This window comes from Methylophaga sp. UBA3192 (genome assembly GCA_002363955.1).
Classification (GTDB): domain Bacteria; phylum Pseudomonadota; class Gammaproteobacteria; order Nitrosococcales; family Methylophagaceae; genus Methylophaga.
This window is the reverse complement of the sequence record DEXE01000007.1, coordinates 386,777-412,348: the sequence shown is the minus strand read 5'-3', so window position 1 is coordinate 412,348 and position 25,572 is coordinate 386,777. Positions and strand designations below refer to the sequence as shown.

The window sequence follows — 25,572 nt, the reverse complement described above, 5'->3', positions numbered from 1 at the left end:
TGAAGCGATCGCTAAAGCGCAAGAACAAGAGTAAGAAGTTTGAACGACAGGGGCATAGTAAAATCTATGCCCCTGTTATTTTTGTGATTCAGGTATATTGAATCAAATGCTTGTTTAATCAGCTTGGACAATTGCTGTGGAACAGATAACTTATCCAGAAAGCTATCAAGACAGCGCAACTCAGGCCCTGAAGGTCCCTCCGCATTCTGTTGAAGCTGAACAATCAGTGTTGGGCGGACTAATGCTTGATAACAGTGCCTGGGAGCAGGTTTCTGATTTATTGGTCGAGCAGGATTTCTACCGCCACGATCATCAGCTTATATTCCGCGGCATCGCCGAGTTAATGGAACAGGCTAATCCGGTTGACGTCATCACGCTGGCCGAATGGCATAATCAACGTGGCGAGCTCGATAAAGTCGGTGAACTCGCTTATCTTGGCGCCCTCGCGCGCAATACTCCCAGTGCAGCCAATATCAAAGCGTATGCTTCAATCGTGCGTGAACGTTCGATTCTGCGTCAGCTGATTCAGATTGGTAATAATATTGCCAATATGGCCTTTACGCCGGAAGGGCGAAATAGTGAAGAAATGCTCGACACCGCTGAGCGTCGCGTTTTCGAAATCGCTGAAAAAGGTGCAAAACGTGGCGGCGGGTTTATTCAGGTCAAAGATGTCCTGAGTAAAGTCGTTGATAAAATTGATACGCTGTTTGAACAGGATAGTGGTATCACCGGATTACCGACCGGTTTTATTGATTTTGATGATCAGACTTCAGGTTTACAGCCTGCTGATTTGGTCATTATCGCGGGCCGTCCATCGATGGGTAAAACCACCTTTGCCATGAATATTGCTGAAAATGCCGCGATTCACAGTAAACAGCCCGTTGCGGTATTCAGTATGGAGATGCCTGCTGACTCACTAGCTATGCGTATGTTGTCATCATTAGGCCGTATCGATCAGCATCGTTTACGTACCGGTCGATTGAATGATGATGACTGGCCACGACTGACATCGGCAATAGCGTTATTAAATGAAGCACCGTTATTTATTGATGATACCGGTGGGTTAACACCATCTGAACTCAGGGCCAGGGCAAGACGTTTAAAACGTGAGCATGGCCTTAGTCTTATCATTGTTGATTACCTGCAGCTAATGAGTGGCAGTTCCAATGGCCGACAGGCTGAAAACCGTACCAACGAGATTTCTGAAATCTCCCGTTCATTAAAAGCACTGGCCAAAGAATTAAATGTGCCGGTTATTGCTTTGTCTCAGCTGAATCGTTCACTCGAGCAGCGGCCGAATAAACGCCCGGTTATGTCGGATTTGCGTGAGTCAGGAGCGATTGAGCAGGATGCCGATATCATTGTATTTATCTATCGTGATGAAGTTTACAACGAAGATTCTGCAGAAAAGGGTAAAGCGGAGATCATTATCAGTAAACAGCGTAATGGTCCGATCGGTACGGTGGCGTTAACCTTCCAGGGCAAATACACCCGGTTTGAAAATTTTGCCCCTGCTTATTATCAAGATTACGGTGATAATGAATCGTGAGTCGTTATCCGTTTGCCCGAATCGATCTGGCAGCACTGAAACATAATCTGCAGCAAGTTCGTCAATACGCCCCAGATAGTAAAGTGATGTCGGTGATTAAAGCCGATGCCTATGGACATGGGTTTATTAAAATTGCCAAAGCTTTAAACCAAAGTGATGCTTTTGCGGTGGCACGATTAAGCGAAGCGTTAGCTCTTCGGCAAAATGGCTTTCAACAGCCGATTACCATATTTGAAGGTGTCAGCAGTACTGAAGAGTGGCATTTGGTTTCAGATTATGGCTTAACAGCGGTGCTCCATCAGCAACAGCATCTTGATTCGCTTATTAACGCCGGAATCAACCGGCCGTTACCCGCTATTTGGTTAATGCTGGAAACCGGAATGCACCGGCTGGGATTACCTGAACCGGCTATTCAACAAATTATTCACCAGCTTGAAAAGCGAAAAGATTTGGTTGAGCAGTATGGTTTGATGAGCCATTTTGCCAACTCAGATTTACTTGATGATTTACGAAATCAACAGCAGTTAGCTATTATGCATAAACTAGCTGAAAGCACTGGATTACCAGTATGTATGGCCAATTCAGCAGCCATTATCAGTCTGCCAGAATCGCATTATGATTGGGTAAGACCGGGACTGATGCTTTATGGTGCATCACCGTTTGCTGACAAGTCAGGCGCAGATCTGAGATTGAAACCGGTAATGCAACTGGTCTCCAAACTGATAGCTACTCAGCAGTTAAAGCCCGGTGATCAAGTCGGTTATGGCGGGCAGTGGACAGCAGACAAGCCTATGCGTATGGGAGTCGTCAGTATTGGCTATGGAGATGGCTATAGTCGCCATTTGTCCAACGCTGGAACTGTGATGATTCGTGGCCAATACACCCCCATTATAGGTCGTGTCTCAATGGATACAATTTGTATCAACCTGAATGATTGTCCGCAAGCACAATTAGATGACGAAGTAATAATCTGGGGAGCAGATGGGGTGACGGTTGAATGGTTAGCCGAAAAAGCCGGAACGATTCCATATGAATTACTGACCTGTGTGACACCCAGGGTTCAAAGAGAATATTTGAATGGCTAAAGCCAAGAGAGTTTATGTCTGTCGTGAATGTGGTGCGCAGACACCGCAATGGGCTGGTCGCTGTTCCGATTGCGGTGCCTGGAACAATCTTGAGGAATCAGTACAGAGCGGTGTTAAACCATCCGCTACACTGAATAAACATACTGGCTATGCAGGGCAGCAACAAAACACGGTTCAGGCATTAAAAACCATTACTTCTGAACAGGCTGTCCGCTGGTCTACTGGGCTGCCTGAATTGGACCGCGTGCTGGGCGGTGGCCTGGTTACAGGTTCTGTTGTGTTGATAGGCGGTGACCCCGGTATTGGTAAGTCGACTTTACTATTGCAGGCCATGGCCAGTATGGCCGAGTTAAGTGGTATCAACCCACTTTATATCAGTGGTGAAGAATCCCTGCAGCAAATTAGACTGCGGGCTGAGCGTTTGCAATTGCAGGAAACCCCAGTGGATTTACTGGCGGAAACCCATGCAGAACAGATGATGGCGATTGCCCAGCAGCGTCAACCGCAGGTAATGGTTATTGATTCGATTCAAACGGTGTTTACCGAATTGTTGCAATCGGCACCCGGAACAGTGGCGCAGGTGCGTGAAAGTGCAGCGCAATTAGTTCGCTTTGCCAAATCCAGCGGTATCACCATGATTCTGGTGGGCCATGTCACCAAACAGGGTGCATTGGCAGGACCACGCGTTCTGGAACATATGGTCGATACCGTGTTGTATTTTGAAGGCGACAGCTCAACACGGTTCCGTATTTTACGTGCAGTCAAAAACCGCTTTGGTGCGGTTAATGAGCTGGGCGTATTTGCGATGACTGAACTTGGATTGAAGGAAGTCAGTAATCCATCAGCCATCTTTTTGTCTCGTGGAGAACAGGCCGTTCCCGGCAGCATGATCACAGTGATTCGCGAAGGCAGTCGTCCGATGCTGGTGGAAGTGCAGGCATTGGTCGATGAAAGTCCATTGGGTAATCCGCGACGTGTCTCAGTAGGTTTGGAACAAAACCGTCTGGCGATGTTACTGGCTATTTTGCACCGCCATGGCGGTATTACCTGTCATGATCAGGATGTCTTTATCAATGTGGTGGGTGGCGTTAAACTCAGTGAAACCGGTGCCGATCTGGCGGTATTAACAGCCGTTATTTCCAGTTTGCGTAATAAAGCGATTCCACAAGACTGGGTGGTCTTCGGAGAGGTCGGATTAACGGGGGAAATTCGTCCGGTTCAGGCAGGCGAAGAACGAATCCGCGATGCGGGTAAACACGGCTTTAAAGTGGCCTTGGTGCCCGCTGCCAATGCACCGCGTAAGTCGATTTCAGGTTTGAAAGTGATAGCCGTGCATCATTTACAACAGGCTATTGAGGCGCTTAAAGAAGGCTGGCAGTGATCATTATTGGTTCTAGTTATCCGGCATGTCCAGCAGGGCGGATAACTCCCGATGCAATAAGCCTTCATCGGCAAGGTTCAGTTCAACCAGCTTTTTTAAATGGGTAATACTGTCAAGGTCAATCAGCTGGCAGTGAAAGCCGATACTCTGTGTATCCATATGCGCTACCTCAGCCTGCATCTTAATCACAATTTGAGCATTTTCGAGCAATAGATCAACATTAAAGACATCAGCCAACTTTGCTGACCAATTGTCCGGACGGGCAATCAATAATCCATTCAGCGAGATATCAATAACCGTACAATTTAAATAGACATCACCATGGGGCGCAATGACATGTGCGTTAGCAGCAAATGGAATGCGACTGAAATATCTGCGTTCCTCCGACATTGGTGGTCTCCTGTTTATAGTAAGACTGATACTATCATTATTTCAAATAAGGAGTCATTGCAGATGTTGTGGGTAAAAGCGTTTCATTTAATGGCTGTTGTCACCTGGTTTGCCGCTTTATTTTATCTGCCAAGGTTGTTTGTCTATCACGCCATGTGCGATGACCGGGCTGGTAACGAACGGTTTAAAATCATGGAGCGAAAATTATACCGGGGCATCATGACACCAAGTGCTGTTATTGCCCTGTTATTAGGTATCTGGTTAATGAGTTATTACACGCTGGAACAATTAAAAACTATGTACTGGTTACACGCTAAACTGACGCTGGTGTTGTTACTGTTTGTTTATCATGGAATGTGTGGTCGCATGCTCAAACAATTTGCTGCGGATAACAATCAACGTAGTCACGTGTTTTACCGCTGGTTTAACGAAATGCCGGTATTAATTTTGATTGCCGTGATGATTCTGGCTGTGGTGAAACCTTTTTAAAAAAAAGCCCCTGCGAGAGGGGCTTTTCTTCAATCTGACAGTTAATCTATATATTCAAAAATTTTCACTACTCGTAAAACACCTTTAGTCGTTCGTGTAACAGCAACGGCCTGGTCAGCTTCTTCACGGGTAACTTTACCCATCAGATAAACAACACCGCGTTCAGTCACGACTTTGACAAAGAAAGGATCAACATTTTCATCCTGGGTCATTTTGGTTTTTACTTTCGTAGTGATCCAACTGTCACTGCTGCGTGAAGTTAACGCACTCGGGCCAGAGATAGCCAGCTCGTTAAACACCTTACGTACTTTCGGAATATCTTTAACCAGGTTTTCAGCTTTTTGCTTGAGAGCCTCAGTAGGCGTTTCACCAGACAGCAACAGAAAGCCATTGTAACTGGTCACGTTAATGTTACTTTGGCTGTGAATGTCTTTATCCTGAAAAATGGCATATTTGGCTTTTGCTTCAATAGTTTGATCGTCTAAAACTGCTCCAGCTGTTCGGCGATCATAGGCGACCGCTGCAGTGGTTGCTGCACCACCGACCACAACAGCCGCGCAGGCTTGCAACAACATTATGGGTATCAGTAACATAAAAACCAGTCTAATTTGGTACATGGATTTGTTCCTCGTTGAATGAGCGCAGATAAAAGTGTTGCTTAGTTTAGTTGAAATGCATCCCGAATCCACACAATTTTATCTGCTGTGCCGGCAGTGATGGCGATGACATCAAAGCGGCAATTGTGTGACCATCCGGATTGCATTAAATAATGTTGAGCTGTGATGATGATACGTGATTGTTTAAAGCTTGTAATACTTTCCAGCGCGCCACCATGTGAGTGATTGCGGCGATATCGAACTTCAACAAAAACCAGGGTTTGTTCATCCTGCATTATCAGGTCAATTTCACCACGACGACAATGAAAGTTACGCTGAATCAGCTTTAAACCTTGCTGTTGTAAATAATCACAAGCTAATTGCTCCGCCTGCTTTCCAGACTGGAGATGTTTTGCCATTCGCCCTTAATCTCTTTGTAGCGGTTCAATCAAGCCGTTGCGGATAGTGGCGATTGGCATCAAACGTTCAATCTGACCTTGCTCATTAATTGTCAGTTCACCGGTCGCTCCCTGATATTTTTCATCTTCAGAGCTACTCATGGCGGTCAGGAAAGGAATCATTCTATAAGCATCAACACCCAGCGCGGCCAAACGCATGAATGAGCCTATATCACCACTCGCTTGCCGACGAACAGCTGAATAGGCAGGATCTTGTTCCGACTGTTCCGTAAACATCCAGGGAATATCAGTAAAAATCAAACCATTCAAATCAATGTCTTGCTGGGCATTCGCTTCACCACCGTACGCATGTGAGGTGGCAAGTATCGGTAACTGACCTGAACGATGGAAACGAAGTTGCGTTACCAGCTGACGTGCTTTCAAAGGTCTGCCGACCATAAACAGAAAATCGACATCCTGGCGTCTTCTCGGTTCAAACTCCAGAGATTGTCCTAATGTGCGTCGCAGGTTCTGATAACGCTGATTACTGCTTTCGACTCCCAGGATTGGTGTCAGGATATGCGAATAGTCATTCTCTGCTTCATCATATTTTGCACGGGTAACCAGCTGGCCGCCTGAGGTTTGCCATTCTTCGGCAAAAGCGGCTGCCACCCTGTCACCCCAGTCACTGCGGGGGCTCAACACGATGGCCCGTTTATATCCCATTTTATTAGCATGCTCAGCCTGGCTACGTGCATCATCTTCTGGTGCCAGAGCAAATTGAAAGAAATTTGAATGATCATTGGATTGACTGATTCGATTCAGTGCTAATACCGGAACTGATAAGGTCTGATGTGCTGCCAGTAATTCAACTGATACCTTATCTAACGGTCCAATAATAATATTGGCCCCGTCCGCCACCGCTTTTTCATACTGTGAGATAACATTGTTAGAGTCAGGCTTATTACCGGTGCGAACATCATAGAATTGCAAGCGAACGTTGGAACGGGCATTAAAATGTGCCGCAATGATGCCTTGACGGATTGCCTGGGCGGCATTTGCTGCAGGACCGGACTCAGGCAATAAAATTCCAATCAATTCCAGTTGCTCAGGAAGGCGAATAGGCGTTTTAATCGATTTCTTCAGTTGTTCGACGTTGGCTGGATGATTTGGATAGCTGAATTCCCAATCTTCAATGGCAACTTCCATTGCTTCTGGATTATTTTCATAGGCTTTAACAGCATAGGCCAAGGCAAACCAGCCACTATCTTCCGCCGGAGGCTGACCGGGATTATATAAATCCAAAGCCTGTGGTGTCATTTTCATCAATGTCTGCCACAATGCTAAATGATTATTTTCACGATCATTCTCCGCCAGCATTGGATCCAGTCGGATATGTGCCAAGGCTTTTTCCAACCAGTTTTCAGTCAGATCATAAGCTGTTATCCGCAGTTCCAGAATACGTTTTTGTTGAGCTGCATTGGCGGAATCAAAGTCTACTTTATCCAGATGTTGTAATGCACTTAGGCCATCCAGATCCAAAAGCGCAATATCGGCACGTAACAGATTCGCTGTAAGTTGTTCACGTGATGTCAGTTGCTGCAGGTTGGTTTCAGCGAGCAGAGCTTCTGCTTCTGCCAACTCACCTAATTCATAGTGCATCATTGCAGCGCGATATTGAAATGCTGATTTGAGTGCGCCTTCTGATTCCGCCGCTTTGGCTATATATTGTTCAGCGGCCACTGCATAATCGCCTTGTTTTTCTGCCTCGGATACCAAGGACGTCATATCAGGAGCTGATGGTTTTGTTTCCATAGATATCGGCTGACAGGCTGATAATGTCAGTAAGGTCAACAATATAAGCAGGGCGGAAAATCGTTGCGTCATAAGCTACATCAAATTTAGTTCGGAGAAGGCATCATCTTACCTGTTCGCGTATATTACGACCAGAATCAATATTTCTTTTCAGGATATACGCCGTGAAAGACGCCACAGCCGCACTTTATATTGTTGCCACGCCAATCGGCAATCTCGCCGATATTTCAGCGCGCGCTATTGACGTTCTGTCTTCAGTCGATTTAATTGCCGCTGAGGACACTCGTCATAGCAAATTTCTGTTGCAACATCATGGTATCGAAACATCAACTATTTCATTACACGAACATAATGAGCAGCAGCGCAGTGAATTATTGTTATCAAAAATAGTGGATGGTAATTCAATTGCACTGATTTCTGATGCTGGCACACCATTAATCAGCGATCCGGGTTTTCGGTTAGTCAATATGGCACGTGAAAAGGGTATTAAGGTCGTTCCTATTCCTGGTGCCTGTGCCGTTATCACCGCCTTATCCGCTTCTGGATTATCTGCTGAACGCTTTACTTTTGAAGGTTTTCTGCCACCGAAAGTGACTGCTCGCCGCCAGGCTTTGGAAAAGCTTGTGAGCGAGCCGCGGACGATGATTTTTTACGAAAGTCCTAAAAGGATGGTCGGTTGCTTGCAGGATATGCTGGCCGTATTTGGAGGGGAGCGTAAAGCCTGTTTGGCACGTGAACTGACAAAAATGTTTGAAACCATTGTTACGCTGCCATTAGCGGAATTGGTTGAGATTGTCATCATGGATACCAATCATCAAAAAGGTGAAATAGTTTTGCTTGTTGAAGGAGAATCTACGGTGGCTGACACCGATGAAACGGAGCAGGCTCGGGTGTTACAAATTTTGCTTAACGAAGTGCCTTTAAAACAAGCAGCGAGCATCACAGCGTCCATTCTGGGTATCAAAAAAAATAAAGCCTATGACATGGCGTTGAAACTTCAGCAAAAATAAAGCTGCTCCGGTAAAATGGTAAGTTGAGATGGCCAGACAATCGCGCTTGATGTCCGTAAGGATTCAGAGTGAGGAAAGTCCGGGCTCCACAGGGTAAGGTGCCAGGTAACACCTGGGGGACGTAAGTCCACGGCCAGTGCAACAGAGAGTAAACCGCCTGAACGAAAGTTCAGGTAAGGGTGAAAGGGTGCGGTAAGAGCGCACCGCGCTTCTGGTAACAGAAGTGGCATGGTAAACCCCACCAGGAGCAAGACCAAATAGAGGAACAAATGCTTCGGCATGACATGCGGCCCGCATGGTTCCCGGGTAGGTTGCTTGAGGCAGATGGCGACATCTGTCCCAGATGAATGATTGTCCACGACAGAACCCGGCTTATCGGCCATCTCAAACTTTTTCTGTTTCACCCATCTGAAAATATTTTTTCTGCGAGTCAAATTCTGCCTTTATTCTAGAATCTACTTTAACTTCCGATGCCAGTTTTTTGATAAGAAATAAGTCCTCATTTTTACCTTGATCCACATTTCTCCCACTTTTATGAAAATGCGCTAAGTCCTTGTCGTAAAAAGAGGATTTACTTAATTTTCGTGCTTGACTTCGTTATGTTGCACTCCTATAGTGTCGGAAAGTGGGGAAAAGTGGATCTTTGTGGATCCTTCAATTTGAGGACGAACAGTGTTTCGAGGCGTAGCAACTTTCAATCTGGATGCAAAAGGACGGATGGCCATTCCTGCCAAGTTCCGTAAGCATCTTGATGTCTGCTGCGAAGGCCGTTTGGTCATTACCATCGATCACTCAGATCACTGTTTACAGCTATATCCATTGCCTGAATGGGAAGCAGTTGAACAAAAATTATCCGCATTACCAAGTTTGAATCCTCAGGTTCGTCGTTTAAAACGCATGCTGCTTGGATATGCCACAGAATGTGAAATGGATAGTAATGGCCGTATTTTATTACCAGCTAAATTACGTGAATTTGCAGGATTAGATAAAAATATCGTGATGATAGGTCAGGGGAATAAGTTTGAACTGTGGGATGAGCAAACCTGGAACACCTTGATGGACGAATGTTTGCAGGAAGACTTCGACGCAATACTGCCAGCTGAACTCGAAACGCTATCGATATAGGGAGGAGTAATGACGAACCAACTCCCAACACATCAACCGGTTCTTCTCAAAGAGACCGTCGAGGCGCTGTTTATTCAGCCAGATGGTTTTTATGTGGATGCGACGTTTGGTCGTGGCGGACATTCCCGAGCTATTCTTGAAAAACTTTCTGAAAATGGCAGATTATTAGGCCTTGACCGTGATCCAGCTGCTGTAAAAGCAGGCGAGGCGCTGGCGGCCAGTGATCAACGTTTTGCCATTGAACATTGTGCTTTTTCTGAACTTTCAACCGTTATTCACTCACGGCTGTGGCAGGGAAATGTAAACGGTATTTTGATGGATATCGGTGTGTCTTCTCCACAGCTGGATGAAGCTGATCGCGGATTCAGTTTTCAACATGATGGCCCATTGGATATGCGGATGGATCCGACTTCCGGAATGAGTGCAGCCGAATGGCTTGCCAGCGCCGAGATGAATGAAATTGCCACGGTAATCAAAACACTGGGCGAGGAACGTTATGGCAAACGTATTGCCAGCGCTATTGTGGAAACCCGCGAACATACACCGATTACCACCACTAAACAACTGGCTGATTTGGTGGATAAGGCCAGTCCAACTCGGGACAAGTTCAAACACCCTGCGACCCGGACTTTTCAGGCCATCCGTATTTTTATCAACAGTGAATTGGAAGAATTAACCAGCGCGCTTGAACAGGCATTGGAAGTACTGGCTGTAGGCGGCAGACTGGCCGTTATCAGTTTTCATTCGCTGGAAGATCGCATCGTAAAACGTTTTTTCCGTGATCAGGCTAAAGGCGATGATTTACCAGCCCATTTCCCTATAACCGCCGATCAATTAAACCCCCGTCTGAAAATTATCGGCAAAGCCATTAAAGCGGATGCAGCTGAATTATCAGTGAATGTTCGCTCGCGCAGTGCCGTGTTGCGGGTTGCGGAGAAACTGGCATGAGCTGGCCAACGTTTTTTGAGCATATGCGTATTGATTTTCCGGTGCTGGTGATGACGTTACTGGTTCTGGTTTCATCCGTTGCAGTGGTTTACACCAAGCATGCGGGGCGTAGTGAATTCGTTGCATTACAGCAGTTGGAAAACAGACGTGATCAACTGAATGAAGAATGGGGGAAATTATTGCTCGAGCAAAGTACCTGGGCTAGCCCTGCTCGTGTAGAACTTCAGTCTCGTACCCGACTGAATATGCAGGTCCCCAACAATGAACAGACTGTGGTGGTCAAACCATGAGTCGTCGTCAGCAACGAGGTTATCAGCAAACGGGCGGCTGGCGGCTGAATCTGGTCAGGCTGTCCTTTATTCTGATTGGACTGGGACTGTTATGGCGTCTGGTAGATATTCAAGTGTTAAATCCAGACTTTCTGCGTAATCAGGGTGATGCACGCCATTTACGTAATGTGCCGATTGTGGCACATCGCGGCATGATCCTCGATCGTCAGGGTGAACCACTGGCGATCAGTACGCCGGTTCATTCCGTCTGGTTGAATCCACAAGCCACGGATCCAGATCATCCGCAACTTGCAAAACTGGCCTCCATTTTAGGTATTGATGTGAATAACGTTCGTGAGCGGATTTATCAGAATCCCGAACGTGAATTTCTTTATTTAAAACGTCGGGTAGCCCCCGAAATTTCCGTGCAGGTGAAACAATTAAATATTGGCGGTGTAGCTCTGCAACGTGAATACAAACGCTATTACCCTGCAGGTGAAGTCGCTGCCCACGTAGTCGGTTTTACCAATATTGATGATATTGGTCAGGAAGGTCTTGAACTAACCTATGAACCATTATTGACGGGTGTACCTGGACTGCGTCGAATGGTGCGGGACAGTAAAGGCAATTTTGTCGGGGGCGGCGATCCGATACGCGCAGCCAAGGCCGGTGAAAATATTCAGTTGAGTATTGATTTACGCTTGCAATACCTTAGCTATAACGCACTGAAAAATGCGGTCGAAAAGCATGGGGCGCAATCTGGTTCTGCGGTTATTCTGGATGTGCAGACTGGGGAAGTACTGGCGATGGTTAATCAGCCGGCATTTAACCCGAACAACCGGAATGGTGTGCGCTCAACTGATTTACGTAACCGAGCGGTTACCGATTTGTTTGAACCCGGCTCAACAGTTAAACCATTCACGGTGGTGAGCGGTTTGAAATCAGGCAAATTTGATCTTACAACCATGATCAATACGCACCCCGGCACGATGCGGGTCAGTGGGCATAATATCCGCGATTTCCGCGATTACGGCATCATCAACCTGGCAACGTCGATTCAAAAGTCCAGTAATGTGGCAGCCAGCAAAATTGCGCTGGAACTAGAACCGATGGCGTTATGGCAGGATTTTGCCAGTTTTGGTATGGGCGTTGACAGTGGTGCCTATTTCCCCGGCGAAGCAATGGGGCGTTTACCGGACCCGCGTACATGGCGGACCCTGGATCGAGCAACGCTCGCTTATGGTTATGGTTTGGCAACCAACACCCTGCAGCTCGCCAGAGCCTACACCATTATCGGCAATGGTGGCATCATGCGCGATGTTACTTTTATCAAACAGGATAAAACACCTAAAGGCCGTCGAGTGTTCTCCAAAGATCTGATGGAAACCGTTCGCGGCATGATGGAACTGGTCGTGCTTCCAGGCGGAACGGCACAACGTGCAGCGGTGCCAAATTACAGTGTTGCTGCAAAAACCGGAACCGTAAAAAAAGCCATGGCGGGTGGGTATACCGAAAGTGAATATCAATCTTTATTTGCTGGTTTGATTCCTGCCAGTAATCCCCGACTGGCAATGGTCGTGGTTGTGGATAATCCTACTGGTGAAGAATATTACGGCGGTGCGGTAGCGGCACCAGTATTTGCAGATGTCATGGTGGGAGCAATGCGGTTATTGAATATCGCCCCGGATGCCCTTCCGCAAACGCAATTACAGGTGGCGCATCAATGAAATATCAAATGCGCCTTATTGACATAATGAGTCTGGTTGAAAGTGACACGGTTTCAACTACTGAAATCACCGGCATGAGCCTGGACAGTCGCCAGCTTAAGCCGGGTGATTTGTTTATAGCCTTAGCGACGACCCCGACAGTCCGTGAACAGCATATCAGGCAGGCTATGGCGTCAGGTATTGCCGCGGTCTGTTATTCAGCTGAATTATCGTTGGATCCAGAACTCAGCAAACAGCTGAAAGATCGGAATATTGAAAGGGTTGCTGTCACTAACTTAAAAGACAAAACAGCTCGTCTGGCCGCTGCTTTTTATCAATATCCATCAGCGGTTATGACGGTTATTGCGGTCACAGGAACCAACGGCAAAACATCTGTTACCCAGTTTATTGCACAGGCACTGGAAAATGCCGGTCAGCCATGTGGTGTGATTGGAACCTTGGGCTGTGGAAGAGTAACTGAGCTTAAACACAATGGCATGACAACGCCTGATCCGGTTTCCTTACAGGCCACATTAGCGGAAATGCGCGATGCCGGAATTGAATATATTGCGTTGGAAGCTTCTTCACACGCACTGGAACAAGGCCGGTTGAATTTCGTAGATATCAATTACGGCATCCTGACTAATTTAAGCCGCGATCATCTTGATTATCACCAAAATATGGCGGAATACGCTGCCGCTAAACAACGTTTATTCAGCTTTACTTCGCTACAGGCTGCTGTGGTCAATGCAGATGATGAATTCGGTCAGGCCTTGCTGCTATATCTCAATAATCATCAAATGACATGTATTGAATATAGCTGCAAAGACGCGCAGGCAAACCTTTATGCAACCGATATAACGTCAACTGCCCGTGGTTTGCAATTTAACCTGCATATCCAGCAGCAACAGTTATCCATACAAAGTCGATTGCTCGGCAAATTCAATGTCGAAAATATGTTGGCAACTGCCGCGGTGTTATCACTACTTGGCTGGTCAGCGAGCGAAATTGCTCAGGGACTCAACCAACTAGTTGGTGTGAATGGTCGTATGCAACTGTTGGCGAGCAGTCTGAAACCTTCCGTAGTGATTGATTTTGCTCATACCCCGGATGCACTTTCCAAAGCTTTACATGGTATGCGACAGCATATGGATAGCACTTCCAGACTGTGGTGTGTATTTGGCTGTGGAGGTGATCGTGATAGTGGTAAGCGGCCATTGATGGGGCAAATCGCCAGTGAGATGGCCGATAAAATCGTGCTGACGGACGATAATCCGCGTGGCGAGAGCAGCATGCAGATTATTGAACAGATTCAGGCCGGTTGTCCTGTAGGTACTGACATTCATATTGAAGCAGACAGACAGCGGGCGATTGAGTATGCCGTTCTTGATTCCGCGCTGGAAGACATGGTGTTAATTGCAGGAAAAGGTCACGAACAGTATCAGGAAGTCTCCGGTGTGAAGACACCTTTTAATGATTATGAGATAGCTATGCAAGCCTTACAGAAACGCCATTCAGCAACAAGGGTAACAGTATGACGTGGAACATTCGCCTGACCGAAATTGCTGATCTGCTGAATGCAGAGTTGCATGGCAATGATGCCATTATGACGGGCAGCAAAATTGATAGTCGTAAAATTGAAGCAGGTGATTTGTTTATAGCATTGCCGGGAGAAAATACAGATGGCCATGATTATATCGATCAAGCCTATAAGGCAGGAGCCTGTGGGGCATTAGTCAATCGATATATACCCAGCGAATTACCACAGATTGTAGTGAAGAATGTGATCAGTGCTTATGGGCAAATTGCCAGATTGTGTCGTGAAAAAAGTCAGGCCAGAATCATTGCTGTAACAGGCAGTAATGGCAAGACAACCCTTAAAGAAATGATCGCTTCCATTCTCGGGCAATGCGGAAAAGTTTTAGCAACAGCTGGTAATTTGAATAATGAGCTGGGTGTGCCACTTACGCTGACACGGCTCAATGAAAATTATGATTTTGCTGTCATCGAAATGGGCGCTAACCATGCTGGTGAAATAGCCACTCTGGTTGCCATGGCGGAACCGGATGTAGCGGTAATAAATAACGTTGGGGCTGCGCATCTAGAAGGATTCGGATCATTACAGGGTATAGCTGAAGCAAAAGGTGAAATCTTTGCCGGACTTAAAGCGGAAGGTATCGGCGTCATTAATGCGGATATGCCCTACGTTGATTTATGGAAACACATACTTGGTGCCCGCCAGTCCCTGACGTTCGGTCTTCAGCAACCGGCAGATATTGCAGCACTTGACCTACAGCCAGCAATTACCGGAAGTCACTTTATGGTGCGTCTGGAAGGTGTCTGTCATTTTATCTTTTTACCGTTACCCGGGATTCATAATGTAAGTAATGCACTGGCGGCTATTGCCGTGTGTTCAGCCTTGAAGATTGCTCCTGAAGCCATTGTCAAAGGTTTGGCCTCAATCAAATCAGTGCCGCATCGCTTGCAACTGCGTCAGGCGGTCAATAATGCATTAGTAATTGATGATACATATAACGCTAATCCGGGTTCCTTTCGCCAGGCGTTAAAGACGTTAATGCAGTTTCCCGGAGAACATTGGCTGGTATTGGGAGATTTTGGAGAGCTGGGACCGGAAAGCACGTCCATTCATCAGCAATTGGGTCGTGATGCCAGAACGGCGGGAGTGAATAGATTATTCACTGTGGGGCAGCAAAGTAAGCTGGCTTCAGCAGCCTTTGGTGATAACGCCAGGCATTTCAATGATAAAGCAGAACTGGAAGCTGAACTAAAACGCATCCTAACCAAGGATGTGGCATGTCTGATTAAAGGTTCACGTTTTATGAAGCTGGACCAGCTGGCGGATGCGCTTGCCGTTGGAGGAGAAGCCTGATGTTGTTAATGCTGAGTGAATATTTAAGCCAGTATTACACCGGCTTTAATGTCTTTCAATATCTGACATTACGCGCCATTCTCGGGGTGATGACCGCATTGGGTATTGCCTTGATTGTCGGACCGACAATGATTCGTCACTTGAGCTTCAGGCAGATCGGTCAAGTCGTCAGAAATGATGGACCTGAATCACACTTCAGTAAAACGGGCACCCCAACAATGGGTGGTTCATTGATTCTGGTAGCCATTGCTGTCAGCACATTGCTGTGGGCCGATTTAGCTAACCGTTATGTCTGGGTCGTTTTGCTGGTGACGCTGCTGTTTGGGCTCATCGGGTTTATTGATGACTATATCAAACTGGTTCGTCAGGATCCGAAAGGATTGTTAAGCCGATATAAATATTTCTGGCAATCCGTGGTCGGGTTAGGCGCAGCCATATTTCTTTATATGACAGTGCAAACACCTGCTGAAACACAGCTTATCGTGCCATTTTTTAAAGAAATCGTTATTCCTTTAGGCGCCTGGTATTTGCTGGTGGTCTATCTGGTTATTGTTGGCAGCAGTAATGCTGTGAATCTGACAGATGGGTTAGATGGTTTGGCTATTATGCCAACGGTCATGGTTGCCGCCGCATTAGGCTTATTCAGTTATGTTGCCGGTCACTTTGAGTTTGCCCGTTATTTACAAATCCCGCATATACCGGGAGCAGGTGAATTAACCGTGTTCTGTGCGGCCATGGTTGGAGCGGGATTAGGATTTCTCTGGTTCAACACTTATCCGGCACAAGTATTTATGGGGGATGTCGGGGCGTTGGCACTAGGGGCGGCGCTTGGAACCGTAGCGGTGTTAGTACGTCAGGAATTGGTGTTGCTGATTATGGGCGGCGTATTTGTTATTGAAACGCTATCAGTAATGATTCAGGTGGCATCCTATAAATTACGTGGTAAGCGGGTGTTTTTAATGGCACCGATTCATCATCATTATGAATTAAAGGGCTGGCCTGAACCTCGCATTATTGTTCGATTCTGGATCATTACCGTGTTTTTGGTATTGGTCGGTTTAGCGACGTTGAAAATACGATGACAGCAGAATTACAACAGCATAGCTCACATTACAGCCTGATCATTGGATTAGGCCAGACTGGTTTGTCGTGCGCTCGATTTTTATTGCAGCAGGGCAATGCGGTGGCGGTAATTGATAGCAGTGAAAAGCCATCCTGCCTGAACGCGTTGCAAAAAGACTTCCCGGAAGTAGTTGTGAAAACGGGAGGTATTCCTGCCGATTGGCTGATGCGTGCAGATAGTATTGTATTGAGTCCAGGGGTCGACCCACGATTACCGCAAATTCGCCAGGCATATGAAGCAGGTATTGAAATCGTTGGTGATATTGAGTTGTTCGCCCGGCATGCAAATGCGCCGATTATCGCGATTACCGGTTCAAATGGTAAGAGTACCGTCACAACCTTAGTCGGATTGATGGCAAAAATGGCCGGTAAAAACGTGGCTATTGGCGGTAACCTGGGTATCCCGGCGTTGGATCTGCTTACTGATCCTGCCCCCGATTTTTATGTACTCGAATTATCCAGTTTCCAAATGGAAACCGTAAAGTCACTGAACGCTTTTGCATCGGTGATTCTGAATGTCAGTGCCGATCATCTGGATCGTTATGATTCAATTGAAGATTACCAGCGGGCGAAACAAAAGGTTTATCAGGGAAATGGTGTCATGGTTATCAACCGCGACGATCCTATCGTTTCATCGATGGCAATTCCTGGGCGTAATCAGCTTGGCTTCAGTTTGCATGAATCACAGGGTTATGAATTTGGCGTACTTACTCAGCGCGGCCATTTGTGGCTAGCCGAAGGGGATGCGCCATTAATGCTGGTCAGTGAAATGAAAATTGCTGGCAGACATAATATTGCTAATGCCTTGGCAGCGTTGGCATTAGGCTCCGTCATGGGCTTGCCCATGGATGCCATGCTCAAAGCATTAAGAGAATTTAAAGGTTTACCGCACCGGTGTCGGTTTGTACGTGAATTACATGGTGTGCGCTGGTTCAATGATTCAAAAGCGACCAATGTAGGTGCCAGTATCGCAGCAATTGAAGGCCTGGCTGACAATGGCAAGATCGTCTTGATTGCAGGTGGTGTAGGGAAAGGTCAGAATTTTGCCCCATTGGCATCAACCTTAAACGAGTATGTCAGTACGATTATCTTAATTGGCCAGTCTGCTGAAGAAATTGCCAGGAATGTGCCGAAATCGGTGCAGGTACATTTTGCTGCAGATATGAAAGCGGCTGTACAGCTGGCAAACAGTTCAGCAGAGTCAGGCCAGCAAGTATTGTTATCTCCAGCTTGTGCCAGCTTTGATCAGTTTGCCAATTATGTGGATCGCGGTGAACGATTTGAACAGGCTGTAAGGGAGTTGGCGGCATGAGTCGTGTAAGTGCCCACTTTGATTCCAAGCTAATAATGGCAACATTAGCTTTGCTGCTTATTGGCCTTATTATGGTCTGTTCAGCATCAATTACTATTGCTGAGAATAAAACCGGCCAACCCTTATATTTCTTTATCCGTCAGGCCGCTTTTGCGATGCTGGGATTATTCTTTGCATGGTGTGTTATTTCTATCCGTTTATCTCATTGGCAACAAATGGCGCCAATGTTGTTGATGGTAGGTGTGGGACTGTTGGTCCTGGTGCTTATACCGGGGGTTGGTCGTGAAGTGAACGGTAGCTCACGCTGGTTACCTTTGGGGCCGGTGAATCTTCAGGTGGCTGAGTTAATCAAGTTGTTTGCCATTATTTATGTGGCAGATTATCTGCAGCGTCATCATGGCCAGTTAAATACGTCATTATTAAAGGTCCTTTCGCCATTACTGCTTTTAAGTGTGGCAGCAGTATTGTTACTGATGCAGCCTGACATGGGGTCCATTGTGGTGATTTTATCTACCGTTCTGGTGATGATGTTCCTTGGCGGGGCAAGGCTCGATGTGTTTATCGGTTTAATCGGTATTCTGGCTGGACTGTTTGCGATGATGGTGTGGATCGCACCTTATCGTTTACAACGACTGCAAAGTTTTATGGATCCATGGGCCGACCCGTTTGGCAGTGGATTTCAGTTAACACAAGCGCTTATTGCCTTTGGGCGTGGTGACTGGTTGGGTGTCGGGCTCGGTAGCAGCATGCAAAAGCTGTTTTATCTGCCTGAAGCACATACTGACTTTCTTTTTTCAATTTTGGCAGAAGAACTGGGGTTGATTGGCGCAGTCACTGTGATTGGCTTGTTTTTGGTAATGATTTGGCGTGCATTGGCCATTGGTCGCGCTGCTGAAGAAGCCGGACAATTATTTGGTGCCCAAATTGCTTATGGCATTTCGGTATGGTTGGGTCTGCAGGCCTGCGTGAATATTGGCGTCAATATGGGGGTGTTACCCACCAAAGGATTAACCCTGCCATTAATGAGTTATGGCGGTAGTAGTCTTGTCATTGTTTGTGTGGCAATTGGCTTGCTGCTACGCGTTGATTTGGAAACACGCCAGCCGGAAAAAGCGTCAGCGAGGGTCAAACGATGACGCGTGTATTGATTATGGCAGGTGGCACCGGTGGACATGTGTTCCCAGCTTTGGCCGTGGCTGAAGAATTGCGAACCCGTTCAGTGGACATTGAATGGATTGGTACTGAGCGCGGTATCGAATCTCGTCTGGTACCTGCGGCAGCATTTAAGTTGAATTTGATTCCTATTAAAGGCTTACGTGGCAACGGATTATTTGGCTGGTTAGTGGCTCCATTCAGAATATTGCGAGCTGTACTGGAATCCGGAAAAGTGATTAAGCGCTTTCAACCCGATGTCGTGATTGGCTTAGGTGGGTTTGCTTCTGGCCCCGGTGGATTGGCAGCATGGCTGTCGGGTAAACCTTTGATAATTCATGAACAGAATGCTATCGCCGGCTTGACAAACCGTTTACTGGCCAAGATTGCAAGGCAAGTCCTGCAGGGCTTTGAAAACAGTTTTACCCAGACAGTTAAAACCAGATGGGTAGGCAATCCCGTACGAAAACAAATAGAACAGTTAGCCGAACCGCAGGTTCGTTACGCTGCACGAACCAAGCAATCAACTAAAGTGCTGGTTTTAGGTGGTAGCCTGGGAGCAAAAAGTTTAAATCAGGTTGTACCTCGGGCGCTGGCAATGCTCAAAACAAAACATGTGATTGAAGTTACTCATCAATGTGGCGACAGCCATTTTACTGATTGCCAACAGGCATATGAACAAGCCGGTGTTGATGGAACGGTGACTAAATTTATTGATGATATGGCAAAAGCCTATGGTGAAGCCGATCTGGTGATATGTCGTGCCGGAGCATTAACGGTAGCAGAAGTTGCGGCGGCAGGGGTAGCGGCCATATTGGTTCCTTATCCATACGCTGTGGATGATCATCAGACACATAATGCCCAGGCATTAAAAGATGCTGGTGCCGCACTACTTATAAACGATTCGGATCTCAATCCTGAAGACCTTGCTGCATCGCTTTTATCGTTACTGGATGACCGAAAACAATTAGAAAATATGGCAATACAGGCAAGAAAGCTGGCAAAACCAGGTACAGCAATGCAGATAGCCGATATCTGTCTGGAGTATGCCCATGGCTAAATTAACCTCAGCAATGCAAAGTCGGGTCAAACACATCCATTTTATTGGTATTGGTGGCGTCGGTATGGGTGGCATTGCCGAAGTATTGTTGAATCTGGGATATCAGGTCAGCGGATCCGATTTGCATGAAAACAGTTTAATCCAGCATCTGCGTCAACTGGGTGCCAACATCATGATTGGCCATGATGCTGAATATCTGAAGGGTGCTGATGTTGTGGTTGTTACAACAGCAGTGAGTACTGACAATGTAGAAGTCATCGCTGCTCGCGAACAACGGATTCCAGTCGTGCCAAGAGCAGAAATGCTGGCTGAGTTAATGCGTTTCAGTTATGGCATTGCTGTGGCGGGCACACATGGCAAAACCACCACAACAAGTTTAACAGCCGCACTGCTAAGTGAAGGTGAGCTGGATCCGACATTTGTTATCGGTGGCCGTTTAAACAGTGCGGGTTCCAATGCACGGTTAGGCACAGGTCGATATCTTGTTGCAGAAGCGGATGAAAGTGATGCGTCATTTTTATATCTGCAACCGATGATCGCCATCGTGACGAATATCGATAACGATCATATGGAAACCTACGAAGGCGATTTTGAGAAACTCAAAGCAACGTTTGTCGAGTTTTTACATCACTTGCCTTTCTATGGGCTGGCCGTGTTATGTATCGACGATGCAGTAGTTGAGAGCATTCTGCCGGAAGTTACCCGTCCTGTAACCACCTACGGACAAGATGCTCGTGCCGATTTCCGAGTCAGTAATCTCAAGCAATATCAGGGACAGAGTGAGTTTACGGTTAACGAAGCCCGAAGTGGTGAGCAATATCAGATTCGATTAAATATGCCTGGCTTACACAACGCGCTGAATGCCACTGCTGCCTTATCAGTCGCTCGTAACCTGGGTGTGGACATTGCTGCTTGTCAACGTGGGTTATTGAAGTTTGATGGTGTTGGTCGGCGGTTTAACCTGCTTGGTGAAAAACAAATGCCTCAGGGACAGGTGCTGTTGGTTGATGACTATGGTCATCATCCGACAGAAATTGCTGCCACAATTGCCGCCAGTCGTGGCGGTTGGCCTGATAGGCGTTTAGTGGTGATCTTTCAGCCACATCGTTATACCCGTACCCGAGATTTATTTGAAGATTTTGCTCGCGTGCTTTCAACAGTTGACGTTTTGATTGTGTTGGAGGTCTACCCGGCAGGCGAAAATAAAATTGCCGGTGCAGATGCTCGGAGTTTATGCCGTGCCATCCGTCTGCGTGGTCAGGTTGAGCCGGTATTTGCTGAGGATAAACAAGCCTTGTTTTCAGTGCTTCCCGGTTTGCTCCAGGAACATGATTTGCTGCTGACACTTGGTGCAGGCGATATCGGTGCAATAGCTAAAGAATTGGATAATAAACTTGAGGGGCTGAACTGATGGTCTCCATGTTTACGGCATTACAAGGTGAGTTAAAAACAAATGAGCCTTTATCACAACACACCTCCTGGCGTGTGGGAGGCATTGCTCAGCGGTTTTATCAACCTAAAGATAAACATGATCTGGCCACTTTTTTGCGCCAGCTGCCAGCCAATGAACCCTTGCTCTGGTTGGGGCTGGGTAGCAATTTATTAATACGGGATGGTGGCTTTGCCGGAACGGTGATTAGCACGGCTGGTACCATGCAGGCCCTGGAGTTTGATGGACAGACTGTCACTGCCGAAGTAGGCGTTTACTGCAGTAAAGTTGCCAGACAATCCGCAAAGCATGGATTAAGTGGAGCAGCATTTTTAGCCGGTATACCGGGAACATTTGGCGGTGCATTGGCAATGAATGCCGGTGCACATGGCTCCGAAACCTGGCAGCTGGTAACAGAGGCTACTACGGTAACCCGTCAGGGTGAGCTCAAAAAACGTCCGGCAAGTGACTTTAAAGTGAGCTATCGACATGTCGAGCTCCCGGAAAAAGAATGGTTTGTATCAGCCACACTGGACTTGCAGCGTGGGGATACTGTAAGCGAAACAGCGCTGATCAGACAATTATTGAAAAAGCGCAATGACAGCCAACCGACTAACCAGCCTTGTGCAGGCTCAGTGTTTCGAAATCCGCAAGGTGATTTTGCCGGAAGGTTAATTGAGCACTGTGGTTTGAAAGGGGTGCGAGTAGGGGGGGCCAGTGTGTCATCTAAACATGCCAACTTTATCGTTAATGATGGCTCAGCGAGCGCAGCCGATATTGAAGCCCTGATTAACCTGGTAAGACAACGTGTGGAAGCAGAAACAAAGGTAAACCTGGTGCCCGAAGTTCACATTATCGGAGAACATGCATGAGCGACGTAACTTTCAATCCGCAAAACTTTGGTCGGGTTGCCGTGTTATTGGGCGGTCGCTCTGCTGAACGTGAGATTTCATTGAAAAGTGGTCGTGCTGTCATTGCTGCGATGCAGTCAATCGGAATTGATGCTGTCGAAATTGACGTAGATAAATCAGTTAGTGAGCGTTTACGTCAGGAAGGTATTGATCGGGCATTTATCATTTTGCACGGCCGCGGTGGTGAAGATGGTGAAATCCAGGGTGTTTTGCAATCTCTGCAGATCCCCTATACCGGCAGTGGTATTACTGGTGCAGTGCTGTCGATGAATAAACGACTTAGCAAACAAGTCTGGCAGGGCCAGGGATTACCAACACCCAAATATATGCAGTTAAATCGCCAATCCAATACGCAACAACTTGTTGAAGAATTGGGACTGCCCATTGTGATCAAGCCAGTGAATGAGGGGTCAAGCATTGGCATGAGCAAAGTGAATTCTGCCGAAGCTCTGCAACAGGCGATTGACTTAGCTTTTGACTATGACGATGAAGTGATTGCAGAACAATGGGTTCATGGCGCTGAATACACCATCAGTATTTTAAACGATGAGGCATTACCGGTTATTCGGTTAAAAACGCCGAGAGAGTTTTACGATTTTGAAGCCAAATACCTGGCAGATTCAACAGAATATTTATGCCCATGCGGTCTGACAGAAGCAGATGAAAAGCGTTGTCAGCAGCTGGCAGTGAAAGCATTTAATGCCCTCAATATGTCGGGCTGGGGCCGCATCGATGTAATGGCTGATCAGCACGGCGACTTTTATTTACTGGAAGCCAATAGTGTGCCCGGTATGACAGATCATAGTCTGGTGCCGATGGCTGCACGTCAGGCGGGAATCAGTTTCGAAAATCTGGTTACACAGATCCTGCAAGGCACATTGGAGCTAAAACGCTGATGGCTATCAGAAAACGCCCAACTGCTGGAGCAACACGCACGCGTGTGGTTAAGCCACGTGAACGCGTGAGCTGGAAGATCAAAATGAGAAATATCAGCACCGTATTGGTGTTGCTGACATTGATTGTCAGCACGGTGTATCTGAACAATACCGATACCTTGCCGATTCTGCATGTGACGGTGGAAGGTGAGTTAATAAATACCGAGAAACAGGCTTTGATAGAAGCGGTAACCCCTTACGTTACCGGCAGTTTCCTCGATGTCAATGTAGCGGGAATTCGTCAGGCAGGTGAGGCATTGCCATGGGTAGCCCAGATACAGGTAAGACGCGTCTGGCCAGATACATTGCACCTGATGGTGAGTGAGCATCAGGCGATAGCCCGCTGGAATGAAAACGGTCTGGTGAATACGCGTGGGCAAGTTTTTTATCCCGATAGTGGAAAAATGCCGGAAGGCCTTATTCAATTATTTGGTCCTGAAGGTAACAGTGAATTGATGGCACGACAGTTAGTCACGATCCAGCAGTCGGTGGATAAATTAGGTTTAAGAGTGAAAAGTCTGACCATGGATGAACGTCGCTCATGGCAAGTGAAATTTACTGATGATATGCAACTACAGCTGGGTCGAGCGGCAAGCGAACAACGTTTAGCTCGATTTATTCGGGTATTCGAAGGGCCTCTGGCGAGCTATCGCGAACTAATCGAAATTGTAGATATGCGCTATACCAACGGGCTAGCAGTTGTCTGGAAAAACGGTAAGCAACCTGATTTTAATGGAATTGTGTAATGTCGAAACGAATTGAAAGAGAACTGATTGTCGGATTGGATATCGGAACTTCCAAGGTGGTTGCGATTGTTGCAGCCCCGATTCTGGATGCCGGGCCTAACGAGAATAAGCTGGAAATTATCGGTATTGGTTCACACCCGGCCAGAGGCATGAAAAAAGGTGTCGTTGTCAATATTGAATCCACAGTCCAATCCATCCAGCGTGCGGTAGAAGAAGCCGAGCTGATGGCGGGGTGCCAGATCCATTCGGTTTTTGCCGGTATCGCGGGTAGCCATATTCGTAGTCTGAATTCGCATGGTACCGTTGCTATTCGGGATAAGGAAGTGACCCAGGGTGATTTAGACCGGGTATTGGATGCTGCCAGAGCGGTGCATTTCCCCGGCGATCAACAATTACTGCATGTATTGCCTCAGGAATTCATTATCGATAACCAGGAAGGTATTCGTGAACCCATCGGCATGTCAGGGGTTCGCCTGGAAGCCAAGGTTCATCTGATTACCGGGGCAGTCAGTGCCGCCCAAAATATCACCAAATGTATAGAGCGATGTGGGCTGGTGGTAGATGGCATCATTCTTGAGCAAATGGCTTCCAGTTATTCGGTACTGGAACAGGATGAAAAAGAATTAGGTGTCTGCTTAGTCGATATCGGTGGTGGCACCACGGATATTGCGGTGTTCATTGATGGTGCAATTCGTCATACCGCAGTCATTCCTATTGCGGGTGATCAAGTCACCAACGATATTGCGGTGGCATTAAGAACACCTACTCAGTATGCCGAAGAAATCAAAATTAAATATGCCTGTGCGCTTACCCAGTTGGCACGGGAAGACGAAACCATTGAAGTGCCGAGTGTTGGTGACAGACCACCACGTCAGTTAGCGAGACAGACACTGGCTGAAGTGGTTGAGCCACGTTATGAAGAATTATTAATGCTGGTTCAGGCCGAATTGCGACGCAGTGGCTTTGAGGAAATGTTAGCTGCCGGAGTGGTATTAACCGGCGGCAGTTCGAAAATGGAAGGTGCAATTGAACTGGCAGAAGAAGTCTTTCATCTGCCGGTAAGACTTGGTGTACCACAGCATGTTGGTGGTTTAGTTGATGTAGTACGTAATCCAATCCATGCCACAGGTGTGGGTTTATTACTGTTTGGCAATGAACAAGTGAGTACCGGACACAGTGAATCTGTGATTTCGGATGGTTTTAAAGGAATGCTTGCCAGAATGAAAAGTTGGTTTCAGGGCAATTTCTGAGCAA

The 25,572-nt window shown here is 46.9% G+C and carries 25 protein-coding genes and 1 other RNA gene; 21 read left to right on the top strand and 5 right to left on the bottom strand.

All coding sequences use genetic code 11. The features are described from left to right. The first annotated feature begins 136 nt into the window (after window positions 1-136). Genes dnaB through radA form a run of 3 tightly spaced genes read left to right on the top strand, consistent with a single transcriptional unit; the run spans window position 137 to window position 4,015 of the window. On the top strand, window positions 137-1,549 hold the full coding sequence (gene dnaB / locus B2337_RS12970; RefSeq protein WP_292361866.1) for a replicative DNA helicase: 1,413 nt from the start codon (window positions 137-139) through the stop codon (window positions 1,547-1,549). Continuing rightward, on the top strand, window positions 1,546-2,634 hold the full coding sequence (gene alr / locus B2337_RS12965; protein WP_292414735.1) for an alanine racemase: 1,089 nt from the start codon (window positions 1,546-1,548) through the stop codon (window positions 2,632-2,634). Before dnaB ends, alr begins: the two co-directional genes overlap by 4 nt. Continuing rightward, window positions 2,627-4,015: a DNA repair protein RadA gene (radA, locus tag B2337_RS12960; protein ID WP_292414736.1), complete on the top strand. Its 1,389-nt coding sequence runs from the start codon at window positions 2,627-2,629 to the stop codon at window positions 4,013-4,015. Before alr ends, radA begins: the two co-directional genes overlap by 8 nt. A 12-nt stretch (window positions 4,016-4,027) precedes the next feature. Here the strand turns inward: radA and B2337_RS12955 are convergent, their stop codons facing one another. Beyond that, window positions 4,028-4,405, bottom strand: a complete 378-nt coding sequence (locus tag B2337_RS12955; RefSeq protein WP_292414737.1) for a PilZ domain-containing protein — start codon at window positions 4,403-4,405, stop codon at window positions 4,028-4,030. A 57-nt stretch (window positions 4,406-4,462) separates the two neighbouring features. On the opposite strand from B2337_RS12955, the gene hemJ reads away from it, so the two are divergent. Continuing rightward, on the top strand, window positions 4,463-4,894 hold the full coding sequence (gene hemJ / locus B2337_RS12950; RefSeq protein WP_339612297.1) for a protoporphyrinogen oxidase HemJ: 432 nt from the start codon (window positions 4,463-4,465) through the stop codon (window positions 4,892-4,894). A gap of 41 nt (window positions 4,895-4,935) precedes the next feature. On the opposite strand, the gene B2337_RS12945 is transcribed toward hemJ, so the two are convergent. From B2337_RS12945 to B2337_RS12935, 3 genes are read right to left on the bottom strand one after another with little or no spacing between them, the layout of a single operon-like run. Continuing rightward, the gene (locus B2337_RS12945) at window positions 4,936-5,511 is read right to left on the bottom strand and encodes a BON domain-containing protein (protein ID WP_292361871.1); all 576 of its coding nucleotides are present in this window, start codon (window positions 5,509-5,511) and stop codon (window positions 4,936-4,938) included. 41 nt (window positions 5,512-5,552) lie between these two features. Further along, on the bottom strand, window positions 5,553-5,909 hold the full coding sequence (locus B2337_RS12940; RefSeq protein ID WP_292361872.1) for a YraN family protein: 357 nt from the start codon (window positions 5,907-5,909) through the stop codon (window positions 5,553-5,555). 6 nt (window positions 5,910-5,915) lie between these two features. Continuing rightward, entirely contained in the window at window positions 5,916-7,775 is a 1,860-nt protein-coding gene (locus B2337_RS12935; protein ID WP_292414739.1) for a penicillin-binding protein activator, read from the bottom strand. A gap of 92 nt (window positions 7,776-7,867) precedes the next feature. On the opposite strand from B2337_RS12935, the gene rsmI reads away from it, so the two are divergent. Together rsmI and rnpB are read left to right on the top strand one after the other, a co-directional pair. Beyond that, complete coding sequence (rsmI, locus tag B2337_RS12930; RefSeq protein ID WP_292361874.1) at window positions 7,868-8,713, top strand: 16S rRNA (cytidine(1402)-2'-O)-methyltransferase; 846 nt, start codon at window positions 7,868-7,870, stop codon at window positions 8,711-8,713. 24 nt (window positions 8,714-8,737) lie between these two features. Then, an RNA gene (gene rnpB / locus B2337_RS12925) (RNase P RNA component class A) lies at window positions 8,738-9,104 on the top strand. Here the strand turns inward: rnpB and B2337_RS12920 are convergent. Beyond that, a complete protein-coding gene (locus B2337_RS12920; RefSeq protein WP_292361875.1) occupies window positions 9,098-9,232 on the bottom strand; it encodes a hypothetical protein in 135 nt (44 codons plus the stop codon). The genes rnpB and B2337_RS12920 overlap by 7 nt on opposite strands. A gap of 153 nt (window positions 9,233-9,385) precedes the next feature. Here B2337_RS12920 and mraZ point away from each other — a divergent pair, with 153 nt between their 5' ends. From mraZ to ftsA, 15 genes are read left to right on the top strand one after another with little or no spacing between them, the layout of a single operon-like run. Further along, on the top strand, window positions 9,386-9,838 hold the full coding sequence (gene mraZ / locus B2337_RS12915) for a division/cell wall cluster transcriptional repressor MraZ (protein ID WP_292361876.1): 453 nt from the start codon (window positions 9,386-9,388) through the stop codon (window positions 9,836-9,838). A gap of 9 nt (window positions 9,839-9,847) precedes the next feature. Further along, a complete protein-coding gene (gene rsmH / locus B2337_RS12910; protein WP_292414740.1) occupies window positions 9,848-10,786 on the top strand; it encodes a 16S rRNA (cytosine(1402)-N(4))-methyltransferase RsmH in 939 nt (312 codons plus the stop codon). Continuing rightward, complete coding sequence (gene ftsL / locus B2337_RS12905) at window positions 10,783-11,076, top strand: cell division protein FtsL (RefSeq protein WP_292361878.1); 294 nt, start codon at window positions 10,783-10,785, stop codon at window positions 11,074-11,076. Before rsmH ends, ftsL begins: the two co-directional genes overlap by 4 nt. After that, entirely contained in the window at window positions 11,073-12,782 is a 1,710-nt protein-coding gene (locus B2337_RS12900; protein ID WP_292361879.1) for a peptidoglycan D,D-transpeptidase FtsI family protein, read from the top strand. Before ftsL ends, B2337_RS12900 begins: the two co-directional genes overlap by 4 nt. After that, a complete protein-coding gene (locus tag B2337_RS12895; protein WP_292363954.1) occupies window positions 12,779-14,299 on the top strand; it encodes a UDP-N-acetylmuramoyl-L-alanyl-D-glutamate--2,6-diaminopimelate ligase in 1,521 nt (506 codons plus the stop codon). Before B2337_RS12900 ends, B2337_RS12895 begins: the two co-directional genes overlap by 4 nt. Beyond that, complete coding sequence (locus tag B2337_RS12890) at window positions 14,296-15,651, top strand: UDP-N-acetylmuramoyl-tripeptide--D-alanyl-D-alanine ligase (protein ID WP_292361881.1); 1,356 nt, start codon at window positions 14,296-14,298, stop codon at window positions 15,649-15,651. The genes B2337_RS12895 and B2337_RS12890 overlap by 4 nt, the downstream gene beginning before the upstream one ends. Continuing rightward, complete coding sequence (mraY, locus tag B2337_RS12885) at window positions 15,651-16,733, top strand: phospho-N-acetylmuramoyl-pentapeptide-transferase (RefSeq protein WP_292414741.1); 1,083 nt, start codon at window positions 15,651-15,653, stop codon at window positions 16,731-16,733. The genes B2337_RS12890 and mraY overlap by 1 nt, the downstream gene beginning before the upstream one ends. Then, a complete protein-coding gene (gene murD / locus B2337_RS12880; RefSeq protein WP_292414742.1) occupies window positions 16,730-18,085 on the top strand; it encodes a UDP-N-acetylmuramoyl-L-alanine--D-glutamate ligase in 1,356 nt (451 codons plus the stop codon). Before mraY ends, murD begins: the two co-directional genes overlap by 4 nt. Next, complete coding sequence (gene ftsW, locus B2337_RS12875; protein WP_292361884.1) at window positions 18,082-19,221, top strand: putative lipid II flippase FtsW; 1,140 nt, start codon at window positions 18,082-18,084, stop codon at window positions 19,219-19,221. The genes murD and ftsW overlap by 4 nt, the downstream gene beginning before the upstream one ends. After that, on the top strand, window positions 19,218-20,297 hold the full coding sequence (murG, locus tag B2337_RS12870; RefSeq protein ID WP_292414743.1) for an undecaprenyldiphospho-muramoylpentapeptide beta-N-acetylglucosaminyltransferase: 1,080 nt from the start codon (window positions 19,218-19,220) through the stop codon (window positions 20,295-20,297). The genes ftsW and murG overlap by 4 nt, the downstream gene beginning before the upstream one ends. Then, window positions 20,290-21,708, top strand: coding sequence for a UDP-N-acetylmuramate--L-alanine ligase (murC, locus tag B2337_RS12865; protein WP_292414744.1), 1,419 nt, complete (start codon window positions 20,290-20,292; stop codon window positions 21,706-21,708). Before murG ends, murC begins: the two co-directional genes overlap by 8 nt. Then, a complete protein-coding gene (gene murB / locus B2337_RS12860) occupies window positions 21,708-22,598 on the top strand; it encodes a UDP-N-acetylmuramate dehydrogenase (protein ID WP_292414745.1) in 891 nt (296 codons plus the stop codon). The genes murC and murB overlap by 1 nt, the downstream gene beginning before the upstream one ends. Continuing rightward, on the top strand, window positions 22,595-23,533 hold the full coding sequence (locus tag B2337_RS12855; RefSeq protein WP_292414746.1) for a D-alanine--D-alanine ligase: 939 nt from the start codon (window positions 22,595-22,597) through the stop codon (window positions 23,531-23,533). The genes murB and B2337_RS12855 overlap by 4 nt, the downstream gene beginning before the upstream one ends. Next, window positions 23,533-24,318, top strand: a complete 786-nt coding sequence (locus B2337_RS12850; RefSeq protein WP_292361889.1) for a cell division protein FtsQ/DivIB — start codon at window positions 23,533-23,535, stop codon at window positions 24,316-24,318. The genes B2337_RS12855 and B2337_RS12850 overlap by 1 nt, the downstream gene beginning before the upstream one ends. Then, window positions 24,318-25,568: a cell division protein FtsA gene (gene ftsA / locus B2337_RS12845; protein ID WP_292361890.1), complete on the top strand. Its 1,251-nt coding sequence runs from the start codon at window positions 24,318-24,320 to the stop codon at window positions 25,566-25,568. Before B2337_RS12850 ends, ftsA begins: the two co-directional genes overlap by 1 nt. The last annotated feature ends 4 nt before the right edge of the window (window positions 25,569-25,572 follow it).